We start from the raw sequence: 14,077 nt of genomic DNA on the forward strand, positions 1-14,077 counted from the left end.
GGATGGCCCTTCCATGGATATGAAAAGGGCCGGACGTTGCCGCCCGGCCCGAATTGTCATCTCGCGGTCCCGTCAGGCCGAGAAGTCGAGGAACTTCGCCGCATCGAAGTCCTGGACGCCGCCGCCGACCCGCTTGGTCGTGTAGAAGAGCACGTAGGGTTTGGCCGAATAGGGATCGCGCAGCACCCGTACGCCCTGGCGATCCACGACGAGGTAGAAGCGCGAGAAGTCGCCAAAGGCGATAGCCTTCGAGCCGGCGGTGATGTCCGGCATGTCCTCCGCCTCGACCACGGGAAAGCCCATCAGGCTCGCCCGCCCGCCGGCGCTGACGGGCGCCTGCCAGAGATAGTTGCCGTCGCCGTCCTTGAGCTTGCGAACCGCCCCTTGCGTGCGGCGGTTCATGACAAAGCTCGCGTTCTGTCGATAGCCCGCCTTCAGCGCATAGACGAGATCGATCAGGGCGTCGGCCGCGCCGCCGGCGCGAAAGCTGCTGTCCGCGCCGCTCGCCACGGTGCCGACCGAGCCCCAGCTCCAGGCGCTCTCGTCCACCGTCGGATAGGTCATGAAGCCCTTCGGCTTGTTGACGCCGTCACCGTTGATGAAGGCCGCCCCTTCCTGTGCCGCGAACGCCTGTTCGACTTCGTCGCCGAGCCAGGCGTCGATATCGACGGCGGCATCGTCGAGAAGCGCGTTCGTCGCCGCCGGCATGGCATAGAGCTCCATGGTTGGAAACGAGAGCTCGGCGAGCTGGGGCGCGGAGGTCTGCGGCCGCGCATCCGCCTGTCCCACCCAGCCGGTCTGGGCGCCGGTGATAGCGAAGGGCTTCTTGAGCACGGCCGCTGAGACGGTTCGCACGGCGGCGATGGAGCGAATGGGCGAAATGGCCGAGAGCCGCCGGCCGATCTCGCTTTCCGTCTCGGCGGGAACAAGGAAGCCGCCATCGGCACCGACGAGCCCGCTCATCGCCTTTTCCTCGATGCGGCGCAGGCGCTGCTCGTCTCCGGCGCGGACATAGGCATCGAAGGCAGAGCGATGTTCGCTCGGTTCGGCGGCGCGGCCTCTGCCGGTTTCCAGCGGCGGGCGCATGCCCTTCAGCACGAGGCGCTCGATGCGGCGCTCCTGCTCGTCGAGGGCGCGGCCGATCCGCTCGACCTTTTCCTCGGTCAGCGGGTCGGCGCTCATGCGGCGCTCGATCTCGGAAAGACGCTGGTCGTTCGCCTCGCGGAAGCTCTCCAGCATCCCGGCGAAGCGATCTAACGCCGCATCGGCCTCCACCGACTGCGCGGTCTGGGGAGCCTTGGTTTCGGGCGCGGCGAGGTTGATCTCGGGCATGATGCCTCCTTGGGTGTGATCAGTGACTGGGGGGAGCGGCTGAGGATCAGAAGCCTGAGAGCCTCGCCTCGGCCTGCATGGGGAAGGTGACGACGGAGATCTCCCAAAGGTCGATCTCAGTGAGCACCCTCTTGGTTTCGCCGGTGGAGCGGCGCGCGCGGCGGGTGCGGAAGCCGATGGAGAGACCGTCGACGGCCTTGGCGGCGATCAGCGCGGCAACCTCCCTCGCCCGGCCGCTGGCCATGGCGAGCCGCCCCTCGACGAAGAGGCCGTTCGCGTCCTCGCGCAGCGCCGTCCACCGGCCGATGGGTTGCGCCGGGTCGTGCTGCCAGAGCATTCTGACACCGGCGGCGCCGCGCCGCGCGAGCGAAGCGAGAAAGGCGCCGCGCTCGATGCGGTCGCCGGCCATGTCGGTTCGCCCGAAGAGGCTGGCATAGCCACGCACAACACCTATCGGTGCCGGCGGCTCGGCGCGATCAAGGGCGCCCTTCATCGCCTGCCCTCCCCGCGCCCGGTCCTCATCGGTGCGCGGAACAGCTGCTCGGCGAAGCGCGAGAGAATGCCGAGCGCCCACCAGGCGCAGAGGCTCGCCGCCGCCGAGCCCATCATGGCGAGCTCGCTCTTGGACAGCATCTCCTCGATGCCGAGATGCTGGGCGATGAGCAGACCGCCGGGCGCGCCGAACACGAGCCCGGTCGTCAGGCCGATGGAAAAGCGCAGCGCCGCCTCGCGCCGACCCTGAGGAAGAAGATAGGCGACGGAGATGGCCGACCCCGCGGCGGCTCCGGCCAGCTTGGCGCTCCAGATCGCCAGCGCGGCGGCGGATCCCTGGTCAGTCATGGCGCACCCTTCCCGATCGCTGGATCGTCAAACGTCCCTCGTTCATGGCTGTCCTCGTCGATTGGTTGGTGTCAGCCGCGCGCGGCGGCCCCGGCCGCCACCGTTCTCGGCCCATAGCCGACGGCCTCGCGTTTTTCGTTGTCCGTCAGGAAGGACGCGGCGCCGATCCGTCTCCAGAGAGCCGCGCGCTCCTCGGCCAGCCCCTCGATGCCATCAGCGTCGAATCCAAGCCTCAGGCCTGGCTCGCCGAAATGAGCGGCGAGCCAGCCGCCGATGGCGCCCGTCAGGCGGCCCATCAGCGGCAGCACCGTCAGACGGAAGAAGGCACGGTTGGCCTCGGCGTAGTTGGCATAGGTGTTGTCGCCCGGAATGCCGAGCAGCATCGGCGGCACGCCGAAGGCGAGCGCGATCTCGCGTGCCGCCTGGTTCTTCGCCTCAATGAAGTCCATGTCCTTGGGCGAGAGCGCCATGGCCTTCCAGTCGAGCCCGCCCTCGAGCAGCATGGGCCGCCCGGCGCGCGCCGCGCCCGTATAGCCGGATTCCAGTTCCGCCTTCAGGCGGTCGAAGGCGTCGGCGGAAAGGTTGCCGCCGTCGCCGGGTGAATAGACGAGCGCGCCGGAGGGCCGGGCCGAATTATCGAGCAGCGCCTTGTTCCAGCGCGCCGCCGCATTGTGAAGATCGAGCGCCCCTTGCGCGGCTGAAAGCGGGGCGTAGCCCTCCCCGTCGCTCAAGGGGTGGAACAGGCGGATGTGGAGCAGAGGGCTCGTCTCGTCCGGTCCCGTCTCCACGGCGATGCGCTTGACGGCGCCGCCCACGCGGTACTCGTAGGCTTCCGGCCAACCGTCCGCCCCCTCGACGATCCGCATTCGGTCGGGTCGAAGCGCGTAGAGCGCGCGCGGTTGCCCGTCCAGAAGCGCCGCCTCCAGATAGGCATTGCCCGAGAGCAGAAGATGTCCGCACAGGGTTTCCAAGAGGGCCGTCGCGTCGGCGCCGTTCGGCCGGCGCAGCAGCGCCAGGATGGGATGGTCCTCGATCTCCCGGCTCTTGTCATAAAGCAGCAAGGGGATCGCCGCCGCGGCTTCCGAAACCAGGCGAACCGAGCGGTAGACGATCGGATTCTGCATGAAGCCGGTCCGCGACAGCCCGGAATAGGAACGCTCGCTCCAGGGCGCGCCGTGGTCCCCGTTGGAAAACAGGAACGCACCTCCCGCCAAGGGGGCGGCCTTGGCCTCCCCCGGTGCCGCACCCCTCCCCGTGGCCACGCCAAGGACGGCCGCGAGCTGTGTTCGCAGTCCCATGAAAGTCTCCTGACTTTTGAAAAGGAAGTGGCCGCCGGCCCTAAAGGCCGCGCACCCTGGGTTCGCGTTGCGGGCTCGCCAGCGCCGTCACCGCCCAGACCAGGGCGTCGAGGCGGTCGGGAGAGCGCCCTCCCGACAATCCGTCCGGCCCGAAATCACACATCTCGTCTTCCAGCTCGGCAAAGCTGCCGGCGTGGCGCACCCTGCCCTGTTCATAGAGCGCCGCCACGGGCTCGGCCCTCAGCCATTTTCCCCGGCTTGCCCGCACCGGCTTGACCGGCACGTCGGGCGCGACAGCGCGAATCACGGCCTCGACCATGTCGCCGCCCTGGTTCACCTCCGCCACGATGCGGTCGGCCTCCAGGCGCTCGTAAAGGCTGACGGCGGCGCGCGCCCACTCGGGCGGTTTCGCGCCCTGCCGGCTGGCATCGGCGAGAACGTAGATCGTGCCATCCCCCCCGAGCCCCGCCGCCACGATGCCGCAGGCGTCGGAGCGGTGGGTGGAGGTCGCCGGCGGATCGACGGCGACGACGATACGGCGCATTTCCGGCGCGGCGCGCACCCTTGCCCGGTCGATCGCCGCGCGTTCGAACAGCGCGTCCTCGCGCTCCTCGATCATCACGCCGTCGAGTTCCTGACGCCCCAGCCGCGAGCCGCCGTAGCGCGCTGCCATTGCCTCCATGAAGCCGGCCGCAAGGTTCGCGGCGTTCTCCTGGCTGCGCATATGCGTGACCGCTGTCCCGCCCTCGCTCATCAGCCGCTTCAGCAGCGGCAGCGGGCGCGGCGTGGTGGTGAAGAGCGCGCGCGGCCGCTCGCCCAGCCGTAGCGCCAGCTGCAAATTGTCGAACGTCTCCTCGGCATAGGTCCACTTGCCGAGTTCGTCTCCCCAGGCGGCGTCGAACTGATAGCCGCGCAGCGCGTCCGGGTCTTCCGAAGAGAAGGTCTGCGCCACCGCTCCGTTGGAAAAGGTCAGGCGGCGGCGGCTCGCCTCGAACACCGGCTTGGCGCCGAACTCGATGGCCTTGAGGCCGCTTTCGCCCTCGATCATTACCTCGCGGGCGTCGGCCAGCGTTTCCGTCACCAGGGCGATGCGTCCGTGCGGGCGGCGGGCGAAAGGCGCGAGCCCCAGCGCCATGGCCCGCACCCATTCCGCGCCCGCCCGCGTCTTGCCGGAGCCGCGCCCGCCGATCAGCAGCCATTGCCGCCAGTCTCCCGGCGGCGGCAGTTGGGAAGGCCGCGCCAGACGCTGCCATGGGGGCATCGCGCCGCGAAGCACGCCGGATGCCTGCCCGGCGATCTCGGCCTCGATGGCGCGCCATGCCGCCGCCTCGTCCAGCCTGTCCTCTTGTCCCTCCATCGCCATTCAGATGCCGGCGGCCGGTTCGCCAGCCACTTCGGCAAAGAGGCTCGACCCCACGGCGCGTCGGGCATCGATCGCCTTCAGCCGCTTCATCATCTCTTCGCGGAGGCGCACCGTCTCGGCGTCGTCCTCCGCTCCTCCGCCACGCATCGTCAGGGCCTCTAGCTGCTTCAGCTCCAGGAGCTTTTCCAGCGTCCGGGTCATCTGGCCGATGGCCTCGATGCGCCCCTTTAGGTCGCCCCCTGCCGGCCGGCGCACGGTGCGCGCCGAAGCCGCCTTCACGGGTCCTTCGGCCACGGTGGAGGGAGCCGCTCTCTTGGTCTTTGCCGAGCCGCGCCTGACGCCCTTCGCGGTGGTTGCCGGGGCGTCCTCCGCGACAGAAGCGGCGGGCGGCTCGTCAGCGTCGTCGCTCATGCCATCAGGACAAAAGTCCTCATAAAGTGATTCAAGCTGCCGCATTTCGATCCTCAGGACGGCAAGCAGGCGATCGGCAAGGAGAGCTTCATCCATTTTCTGAGGAGTGCCCTCGTCCATGCCGCCCGCCTCCGAAACATGGGACGGCAACCGCAACCGCCGATCCGATCAGGCAGTCTGCCTGATCGCCCGCGATAAGCGCCGCTCATCCATATGGTTAACAAGATCTTTGCAGGAAATGATTCAGCCGGTTGAGCCGCGACGTTAAAGAACCTATTCGCCTTGCTTCCAATCCGCCCGCAGCCAACAAAAAAGCGGCGAAGCCCATCGCCCCGCCGCCCGCACTTTCTCGACTGTAGCTGAACCCTACCCGATCACCGCGACGGTGTCAAGGACTTTCTTCCTATCCTGTTTTCGCGATAGCCGAGACGAAACGGGGGCGGACCGCAGTCTGGTTTTCCCGCTTGATTTCGCCACTGCCGAAAATGGCCGAGGGGAGCGAGATCACGGCCTCGGTCTCTATGAGAACGACGGAGTCTCCATCGGCAATTTCCGGCAAGGCGCCCGGTGGGATAGCCGCGGTGGCAAGCTTCGGCCAGGGCGCGACCGCATACGACCAGTCCACCTTGTATTTTCCCGAAGCCTTTGAGACGCTCGTAACTCGCAGCTTCACAGGCTCCTTGGTGGGCGGAATCATGTGCTCGAACATGGCATACATCTTCTTGAGGAAGTCATCGTTGACTTCGCTGCGACGTGAGATGATGTCGGCCACGGTGAAGATGCCCTTTTCGCATTTCTGCGCCGATTGGAAGGAGAAAAAGAGCGTTGCGCTTCCTAGAAAGAGCAGGATCAGGACCGGCGCGATGAAAGAGAACTCGATAGCCGAAACCCCTCCATCGTCGTTTGCGAAAGATCGCCTGGTCGTTTGAAGGACCTTCGACATGGTGGCCTATTCTGGTTCGTTCATGAAGGCGGACGTCGCGACGAGGAATGTTCCCCCTGTCGAGTCCTTCGGCAACGTGGCGGCAAATCCGATCAGCGGCGTAAATGGGTCGACCACGATGCAGGCGCGGAGAAATACGACTTCCGCACGTGCTCCAGCGTCAAAGCTGATGGTGGGGCTGATCTTGGTTCCTCGATCGACGCACTTGGCGTTGTCGTCGGGAAAATCGCTTGGAGTGTCGACTGGAATCAGTTCGACGAGGAGCGAGCCTTCGCAGTCAAGAAGGATCCGGGCTTCGTCGCATATCTCCTTTTTTGACGCTCTTCTGTGAGGGGTTTCCCAGCTTCCCCAAACGAAGAAGCCGCACGGTTCCTTCAACGGCCTGATCCAGCATCATCGACTGCGTCATCAGCCAGCCGGCCTCGAAAATGGAGAAGACGAGCGCGAAGAAAATCGGAGCGACGAGAGCAAACTCAAGGGCCGCTGCTCCCCCCCGATCGCGCCCGACCCCCTTGATGCGACTCCGCACACTCATTGTCACTTTGTCAGCTTAAGCTTCTGAATGGATGTGGCGATCGACTTGAAGGCATCCGCGATATCGACGCCGTCCGCCCGATAGGCGTCACTGGCACTGCTTGCACAGGTAGCGAGCTTCGCGGCAACTGAGTTGGTCAGCTTGAAGCCAATCGTGAAGATCCTGATGCCCTTGCCTTTTGCGTCCGTGCACAATGAGTCAAGTTGGGCCTGTGCCTTTGACTGACTAAACAGTTCCTTGAAATTGCTGGCGTTCTGCGGCTCATAAAGGAAGGTGCGGTTGTTCGTGGGGCGTTGCTGGAAGCCGATCTGCCCGTCCGTCATCAAGACAATGACCTTCATCGTCTCTTGGTCGCCATAGTCCGCGGGCCGGTCAGGAAAGCTCGATGATATCAATCCGTTGTAAGAAGCTGCGTTCAACGTGGGCCTCATGGCCGGATCGAGGAGCATCGTCGCCCATTTCATTGCGTAGGCTGTTCCCGTCCCGTCAAAAACCTTGAGATTATCAATCGCTGTGCCGAGCACTTGGGGATCGTTGGACAAATAGGTAATGGGAGTGTCGTCGGTCGGGCACCACCAAGGTTCTTTTCCGGACTTCTTATAGTTGTAGTAGGTGAAATGCGGAACCTGGTCCCGCTTCGAAAGCTCGGTGACGCCGATCTTGAAGTCACCGTTGAGGAACTCGAAGCACGAGGACGGGTATGCGTGAGCCCTTTTATAGCTACCACCGGCGAGAAAATTCCACATGTCATGGCCAACATTGACTTCCCCTGCATAAGGGACGAGGTTGACCGAGGTCATCGCCCGCACGTCCTCCTTTAGGATCGTGTTGATGAATTCCTTGGCCGCCGGCTTCAATTGGTAGATTCCGCCGTTATCGAGCATCGAGCCGGAAATATCGAGCAGCAATGAGATTTCGATGTTTTTGCGCTGCTCCTCCGCCGAGGCCTGCGCGACGATATTCATCTTGTCTATACCGGCGATCTTCAAAAAGGTCGTATTATAGATCAAGCGCGCCGTGGCGTTGACTGCCTTGGCGTTGGTTGAGTGATCGTCTTCGACCGAGACCGCGGCATTGCTTAAGGACGATGCCTTAAGGTATTCGATGACGGTGTCTTTGCTGTCTTTTGTCTGTGAAAGTGCCGCAGCAGCAAGAACGCCGCGATCCAAGGCATCCTGAAGCGTGATCTTTTTGGTCTGGTAGGCAACGAGATCGATAGCTCCTCCCGCGATCAACATCATCGGGACCAGCAACGCTGCGGTCAGGATGGGAATGTTGCCTTCAGAAGCGCCGAGAAATCGCGCTATTGCCCCGTGTCGCACGTTGCAGCCCTTTTGTACGTTCGTGCAACTTTACGTCTGGGAAAGTTTAGAAATTGAAACCGCCACGCATGTATTGTTCTTGGCGTGGATACCTCTGCCGCCGTTCTGGCTCCGAGGCCCATCCGGGTCTGGACGGCTGAAACGGATTTTGGCGTTACATCCTACTGTTTCCCCTTGAACCAGGGCCAAACGCCTGCGCGTCCGTTTTTCGATGGATGGACATGCCTCACTCCTCCTCCGGGTTCTCGCCCGGCCAGTCGGCGAGGTGGTCTTCCAGGTCCTCGGGCTCCATGCCCTCCTCGCTGATCACCCTGCCGCGCACGGAGATGCCGGCGGCGTGGACGGTGTCGGGATCGCCAGAGACGAGCGGGTGCCACCAGTAGAGGTCGTGGCCCTCGGCGACGAGGCGGTAGCCGCAGGTTGGCGGCAGCCAGGTCAGTGTGCGCACGGAGTGCGGATCGAGCGGCAAGCAGTCCGGCACGCTCGCCTGCCGGTTCTCGTAGTCGGAGCAGCGGCAGGTGCCGGCGTCGAGAAGCCGGCAATGGACGTTCGTCCAGGCGATCTCACCGGTGTCCCAGTCCTCGAGCTTGTTGAGGCAGCAGCGGCCGCAGCCGTCGCACAGCGATTCCCACTCCCCGGCGGTCATTTCCTCGAGGGTTTTGGTCTGCCAAAAGGGCTTGTTGCCGAAATCACGCATCACGGAAAAGTCTATCGCCCTTCACCCTGCATTTCTTGTTATGCTGGCATAGATCGCACACACGGTTGGCCCTTGGAAGGGCGCCAGTCGGCCGGAACCACCTGCTTCGTCAAGTGTGCGGTGCAGGGATTCAAGTCAATGATTCGAGCGGGCACAAGTCGTTGAGCGAGAGACGTAAACGCAGGGCGCCTTCCCGCCTGATCGAGGTCGATGCCTGGATCGACAGCAGCCTTTGGCGTGCGTTTCACGGGTTTTCCGCCTTTTGGGAAAGCCTGACCATTTTCTCGCGCCGGTTTCGCGCGCGAGGTTTCACTAAGCTGGTCGTCGAGCTAACCTGCGAGGGGCTGACGCTCGGGCTCGCCGGCTTTGTGCTGCTCCTCGCCCTCGCCCAGCCGGCGATGAAGGTGACGGCCCACGGACTTCCCCGCCAGTCCGACTATTCGGTTCTGTTTCTGGACCGTCACGGCAATGAGATCGGCCGGCGCGGTGTGCTGCGCTCGCAGGAGGTGCCGATCGAGGAGATGCCGGACCCGTTCATCAAGGCGGTCCTGGCCACCGAGGACCGGCGCTTCTTCGAGCATGTCGGCATCGACTTCTTCGGCCTCTTCCGCGCCATTGCGGTGAATGCCCAGGCCGGCGGCGTCGTCCAGGGCGGCTCGACGCTGACCCAGCAGCTTGCCAAGAACCTGTTCCTCTCCAACGAGCGCACCATCGACCGCAAGATCAAGGAAGCGTTCATTTCGCTCTGGCTGGAGGCCCATCTCAGCAAGCGGCAGATCCTCCAGACCTATCTCGACCGCGCCTATATGGGCGGCGGCACGTTCGGCGCGGCGGCGGCGGCGCGCTTCTATTTCGACAAGGACCTGCGCAACGTCTCGCTCAGCGAGGCGGCGATGCTCGCCGGCCTGTTCAAGGCGCCGGCGAAATATGCCCCGCACATCAATCTTCCGGCCGCCCGTGCCCGCGCCAACGAGGTGCTGACCAACATGGTGCAGGCCGGCTTCATGACTGAAGGGCAGGTGGTGGCGGCCCGCCGCCATCCGGCGACGGCGGTCGATCGGTCCACCATTAACTCGCCGGATTTCTTCCTCGATTGGGCATTCGGCGAGGTCCAGAGGATCGCGGCCGACCTGCCGCAGCGCACCTTTGTGGCACGCACCAGCATCGACATGGGCCTGCAGCAGCTCGCCGAGGAGTCGGTCGAGTATCATCTGCGCCAGTTCGGCAAGACCTATCGCGTGGGGCAAGGCGCCATGGTTGTCCTCGACGACGAAGGCGGGGTCCGGGCGATGGTCGGCGGGCGCGACTATGGCCTGTCGCAGTTCAATCGCGCCACCAAGGCGCTGCGCCAGCCGGGCTCGTCCTTCAAGGCTTATGTCTACTCGGCGGCGATGGAAGCGGGCATGAAGCCGTCGGACACGGTTCTCGATGCGCCAATCACCATTGGCCGCTGGTCGCCGCAGAACTACGGCCGCTCCTTCCATGGGCGAGTGACATTGGAAAGCGCCTTTGCCCAGTCGCTCAACGTCCCGGCGGTGCGCCTCAGCCAGCAGGTGGGCATGGACAAGGTGACGGCCATCGCCAAGGCGATGGGCATCGAGTCTCCGCTGCGGGGCGACAAGACGATGGCGCTCGGCACGTCCGAGGTGACGGTGCTCGATCAGGCGACTGGCTACGCGACGTTGGCTGCCGGCGGAATGGATGCGCATCGACACGGGATTCTTCAGCTCATGGGGCCGGATGGCGAGGTGATGTGGGATGCCAAGCGCGATATGCCGCCCCGGCATCGCGTCTTGTCGGAGGACGCGTCCCGCTCGATGATCCAGATCATGCGGGCGGTGGTCGAACGAGGCACGGGGCGCAAGGCGCAGCTTTCCATGACGCTTGCGGCGGGCAAGACAGGAACCACCCAGAGCTATCGCGACGGTTGGTTCTGCGGCATCACCGGCAATTTCGCAGCCGCCGTCTGGTTCGGCAACGACAGCTACCAGCCGACCAACAAGGTCGCGGGCGGCAATCTGCCCACCATGACATGGCAGCGCTTTATGGAGGCGGCTCACCAGGGCATCGAGTTGAAGCCCCTGCCCTATCTGGACACGCCGCTGCCCAAGCCGGACCCGTCCATCGCCGCCAACGACAAGGATGGCCCGGCGCTGCCCAAGCGCCCCGCCACCCTGACCGGCGATGCGCAGAAGGTTCTGTCGGCCATCGCTACCCTTCTTGCGGAGGCGCCTCCGCTCGATCCCGAGAAGGTCTTCGCCTCCCGCGCGGCGACCGATCTTCCGGCGACCCGGTAAGCAGCGTCCTCCATGCGGTTTGTTCTTCTTCTCGTGATTGCGCTTGCCATTGCCTTCGGCCTCGGCGGATGGTCCGCCGAGCAAGCGCTCGATGCGAAGGCCGGAGGCGGCAGTGTCACGGTCGGCGTCTGGATGGCCGACCCCGATGCCGGTTCGCCCGATGCCGATCCCTATGCCAAGGCGTTGTTGGCACGCACGGGCAATCTCACCTTGGGCATTGGCGAAGGCATCTCCTTTCATGCGGCACATGACGCCGCGGGCGCCCCGTTATCCCGTTCCTGCGCCTATCGCCTCTCCGGGTCTACGCCCCTGGCGCGCGTTTGGTCGCTGGCCGCCTACGACGCGCGTGGCCGTCTCGTCTCCCCCGGGGCCGGTCGGCCGGGATGGCTGGTGTCGTCCACGCTGATGCGACACGAGGACAACAGCTTCGAGGTCGCCGTCAGCCCGAGGGCCCGCGCAGGGAACTGGCTCTCGGTGAGCGGCGAAGGCCGCTTTACCCTGGTGCTGACGCTTTATGACACCCCGGCAAGTTCGACCACCGGCCTCGGACGGTTGCAGCTTCCCGACATCGTGCGCGAAACCTGCATCGAGGAAGGCCGGGGCCGTGGCTAAGCTGCTTTATGCGATCCTCGTTGGTCTGGTTGGTGCCGCCATCGTCCACATTGCCGTTATTCTCACCATCCCCCATGTCGCCGAACGCGACGCCTGGGGCCGTCTTTCCGGCCTGGGCGACCTGTGGAAGGTGATTCAGATCGACGGCGCGACGGGCACTGTCGCCGGCGTGCGGGAAGGACCGGAGCATTTTGCCTTCCTCGACCCCGCCTTCGCGATCGCCAGCTGCCGGTTTGCCCTGGGGGACGGCCCGGCGCATCTCTATTCGCCGGAGAAAACAGACTTCTGGTCGGCATCTGTCTATGATCGCCAGGGCAACAACCGCTACAGCATCAGCGACCGTTCCGCGGTCGGCGGCGCCTTCGACCTCATTGTCGGTACGCCTGACCAGCTTCTGGAAAGCAGGGTAAACTCTGCGGATCAGGACGAGACGCAGATCCCTGTCGAAGCGGATTTCAGTGAAGGGTACGTCATCCTGCGCGCGCTGATCGAACATGAGAGCGAACGGGCAAGCGTGAACGCCTTTTCGCGGTCGATGCATTGCGAGCCGCTCAACGGCTAAATGTGTGAATGGCGACGAGTGTGCGCCGACGCGCCAGCGGGCATTTCCGCCCGCCAGCAGTCAGGATCTGCTCGTCAGCGTGACGTCAACAGCTGGCCTTGTGGCCGGAGATCCTCCAACTCACAACGCTGCTCATCAAGCCTTTCCCGTCGAACGCAAGGCAGAATGATGATCTCGCCAAAGCCGTGGCGATCCTCATCATGGCCCTCTCGCTTTATCGACGCGCTCGACGCGCCACGCCTTGGGAATGCGACAATGACTGCCATGGTCTTCGCCTCCTCCTCAGGGCCTTGGGCACCGAGGAGGTCTATGCTCTCCCTTCCGCCGCGCATTTGAGATTGGTCAAGGTTAATAGGTTTCTAACTCTTATCGGCGCATCCTTGCCTCTGACTGAAATTCGCAGTGAGTGTTTGGACACTGGCAATGAAGGACGCCGCCCCCCGCATCTTTCGGGATCTGGAGTATGCCCGAGGCAGCGGCGGCCTCGACGCGGCAGTGTCGGCGGCCGTCGCCACCTATGCCGCCTTGCGCGCCCCCTCGGAACGACAAGCCGAAGACCTGAATCGGCTGGTGATGGCGGCGTGGGAAAAGCTGTCTTCAGATACCCGCCGCGCAACCGCCGCGGCGCTCAGCCGCTCGCCGCTCGTCCCGCGCGCACTGGTGAAGGCGTTCCTGGCGGCGCCCATCGAAGTTGCCGCACCGTTCCTCGTCGCAAGCCCGACACTCAAGGCGGATGATCTTGCCGCGCTCGCGGCGCGGGGCGAGACCGGCATCGATCGGCTGTTGAGGCAGCGTCAGGCGCTTCGCTCGGCCGAGGCGTCGCCTTCGCCCCAGCCAGCACCACCCGCCAAGCCGACACAACAAGGCGACCCTGAAGTCGCGCCTCGTGCGGAGAATGAGACAACGCCTCAAGATTTCGCTCGCCCCAAACTCCAGGCACCTCCCCTGGCGCCCGAGCTCGTTCCGGAAGCCCCTCCCGTGGCGGTTCCGCCCCCCACGACGGGGGCCGCACAGGCGCGGCGCACGTTGGAGCGGCTGGTCATGCGCGGACTTCCCGGCGTACGCGGCCGAACCGAGCCGTTCAGCGCGGGCATGATGATCGAGCTGGCGATGGATGGTCACTTCGAGACCTGCTACCGCCGGTTGGGTGAGGCACTGGACGCAGACCCCTCGATGATGGCGCTTGTGGAAGAGGACGAGCAGGGCGAGCGTCTTGCGGTCGCGCTGAAGGCCCTCGGCACCACGCCGGCCGAAGCCATGTCAATTCTCGTTCTCTTGAAGCCCCGGATCGGCCGGACGGCGAAGACCTTCGCACAGATGGAGACGTTCTACCGCGCTCTTTCGCGCGACGACTGCCGCCGTCTTGTGGCAGGGCCGGCGGCCCGGCGCACCGGCTATCAGGCGCAGGTCGAGGATGCCGCCCGCCCTTCGCACGGGGCACCGCGTCCGGCCTTCGGGCGCCGCAGGATCGCGCCGCAGCAGAAGCCGGGCACAGGCACAGGCCGCGCCTGACCGTTCAGCCTCAGTCCTCGGCGATCAGAAGATAGCGCTCGGGCGCATCCGTCTCGATCTCCACAACCCAGAAATCAGGATCGAACCGCGCCTCCCGTTCCCATCGCAAGGAAAGCGTGGCGTCGTCCGCGATGATTTCGGCCATGAAGCGACGCTCGCCATCATCGCCCGCGAGGGCCTGAATGGCGGGCGAGAACAGCTTCACCTCGCCCATCCTTGTGCGCGTCACGATGAAAATCGCGCCGGCGGCTTCCGCTCCCTTGCGCTCGACGGCCGCGAAGCTTCCGTCCGCGAAGACGCGACGCGTGAGCTGCGCCACGAACAGCGCACTGGTGATGCGGGCTGTCACCGGT

At 64.9% G+C, this 14,077-nt stretch carries 16 protein-coding genes; 4 read left to right on the top strand and 12 right to left on the bottom strand.

What is annotated here, in order from left to right; genetic code table 11:
• Positions 1 to 72: 72 nt before the first annotated feature.
• The 11 genes from B5D38_RS02495 to B5D38_RS02540 form a co-directional block, all read right to left on the bottom strand.
• Positions 73 to 1,332 (bottom strand): phage major capsid protein, encoded by a 1,260-nt coding sequence (locus tag B5D38_RS02495; protein WP_078706794.1) that lies wholly within the window; start codon positions 1,330 to 1,332, stop codon positions 73 to 75.
• Between the two features lie 46 nt (positions 1,333 to 1,378).
• A complete protein-coding gene (locus B5D38_RS02500) occupies positions 1,379 to 1,825 on the bottom strand; it encodes an HK97 family phage prohead protease (protein WP_078706795.1) in 447 nt (148 codons plus the stop codon).
• Entirely contained in the window at positions 1,822 to 2,172 is a 351-nt protein-coding gene (locus B5D38_RS02505; RefSeq protein ID WP_078706796.1) for a DUF6107 family protein, read from the bottom strand. The genes B5D38_RS02500 and B5D38_RS02505 overlap by 4 nt, the downstream gene beginning before the upstream one ends.
• 71 nt (positions 2,173 to 2,243) lie before the next feature.
• Complete coding sequence (locus B5D38_RS02510; protein WP_078706797.1) at positions 2,244 to 3,470, bottom strand: phage portal protein; 1,227 nt, start codon at positions 3,468 to 3,470, stop codon at positions 2,244 to 2,246.
• Between the two features lie 40 nt (positions 3,471 to 3,510).
• Positions 3,511 to 4,731 (bottom strand): DNA-packaging protein, encoded by a 1,221-nt coding sequence (locus B5D38_RS02515; protein ID WP_078707080.1) that lies wholly within the window; start codon positions 4,729 to 4,731, stop codon positions 3,511 to 3,513.
• A gap of 102 nt (positions 4,732 to 4,833) precedes the next feature.
• A complete protein-coding gene (locus B5D38_RS02520; protein ID WP_165690764.1) occupies positions 4,834 to 5,364 on the bottom strand; it encodes a hypothetical protein in 531 nt (176 codons plus the stop codon).
• A gap of 283 nt (positions 5,365 to 5,647) precedes the next feature.
• Positions 5,648 to 6,187: a TadE/TadG family type IV pilus assembly protein gene (locus B5D38_RS02525; protein ID WP_078706799.1), complete on the bottom strand. Its 540-nt coding sequence runs from the start codon at positions 6,185 to 6,187 to the stop codon at positions 5,648 to 5,650.
• 6 nt (positions 6,188 to 6,193) lie between these two features.
• Complete coding sequence (locus tag B5D38_RS22150) at positions 6,194 to 6,565, bottom strand: hypothetical protein (RefSeq protein ID WP_165690759.1); 372 nt, start codon at positions 6,563 to 6,565, stop codon at positions 6,194 to 6,196.
• Positions 6,465 to 6,722: a TadE/TadG family type IV pilus assembly protein gene (locus tag B5D38_RS02530; protein WP_078706800.1), complete on the bottom strand. Its 258-nt coding sequence runs from the start codon at positions 6,720 to 6,722 to the stop codon at positions 6,465 to 6,467. Before B5D38_RS02530 ends, B5D38_RS22150 begins: the two co-directional genes overlap by 101 nt.
• A gap of 2 nt (positions 6,723 to 6,724) precedes the next feature.
• Positions 6,725 to 8,044, bottom strand: coding sequence for a TadE/TadG family type IV pilus assembly protein (locus tag B5D38_RS02535; protein WP_131829852.1), 1,320 nt, complete (start codon positions 8,042 to 8,044; stop codon positions 6,725 to 6,727).
• Between the two features lie 226 nt (positions 8,045 to 8,270).
• A complete protein-coding gene (locus tag B5D38_RS02540) occupies positions 8,271 to 8,741 on the bottom strand; it encodes a YcgN family cysteine cluster protein (protein WP_078706802.1) in 471 nt (156 codons plus the stop codon).
• Between the two features lie 161 nt (positions 8,742 to 8,902).
• Between B5D38_RS02540 and B5D38_RS02545 the strand changes: the two genes are divergently transcribed.
• The 4 genes from B5D38_RS02545 (at position 8,903) to B5D38_RS02565 (ending at position 13,724) form a co-directional block, all read left to right on the top strand.
• Positions 8,903 to 11,038, top strand: coding sequence for a transglycosylase domain-containing protein (locus B5D38_RS02545; RefSeq protein WP_245318745.1), 2,136 nt, complete (start codon positions 8,903 to 8,905; stop codon positions 11,036 to 11,038).
• A gap of 12 nt (positions 11,039 to 11,050) precedes the next feature.
• Positions 11,051 to 11,650, top strand: coding sequence for a DUF1214 domain-containing protein (locus B5D38_RS02550; RefSeq protein WP_078706804.1), 600 nt, complete (start codon positions 11,051 to 11,053; stop codon positions 11,648 to 11,650).
• On the top strand, positions 11,643 to 12,212 hold the full coding sequence (locus tag B5D38_RS02555) for a DUF1254 domain-containing protein (RefSeq protein WP_165690765.1): 570 nt from the start codon (positions 11,643 to 11,645) through the stop codon (positions 12,210 to 12,212). The genes B5D38_RS02550 and B5D38_RS02555 overlap by 8 nt, the downstream gene beginning before the upstream one ends.
• Before the next feature lie 423 nt (positions 12,213 to 12,635).
• Complete coding sequence (locus B5D38_RS02565) at positions 12,636 to 13,724, top strand: hypothetical protein (protein ID WP_078706807.1); 1,089 nt, start codon at positions 12,636 to 12,638, stop codon at positions 13,722 to 13,724.
• A 10-nt stretch (positions 13,725 to 13,734) separates the two neighbouring features.
• Here B5D38_RS02565 and B5D38_RS02570 read toward each other — a convergent pair whose 3' ends face one another.
• Positions 13,735 to 14,073, bottom strand: a complete 339-nt coding sequence (locus tag B5D38_RS02570) for a DUF1491 family protein (protein WP_078706808.1) — start codon at positions 14,071 to 14,073, stop codon at positions 13,735 to 13,737.
• Positions 14,074 to 14,077: the final 4 nt, after the last annotated feature.

The sequence above is a fragment of the Consotaella salsifontis genome (assembly GCF_900167365.1).
Classification (GTDB): domain Bacteria; phylum Pseudomonadota; class Alphaproteobacteria; order Rhizobiales; family Rhizobiaceae; genus Consotaella; species Consotaella salsifontis.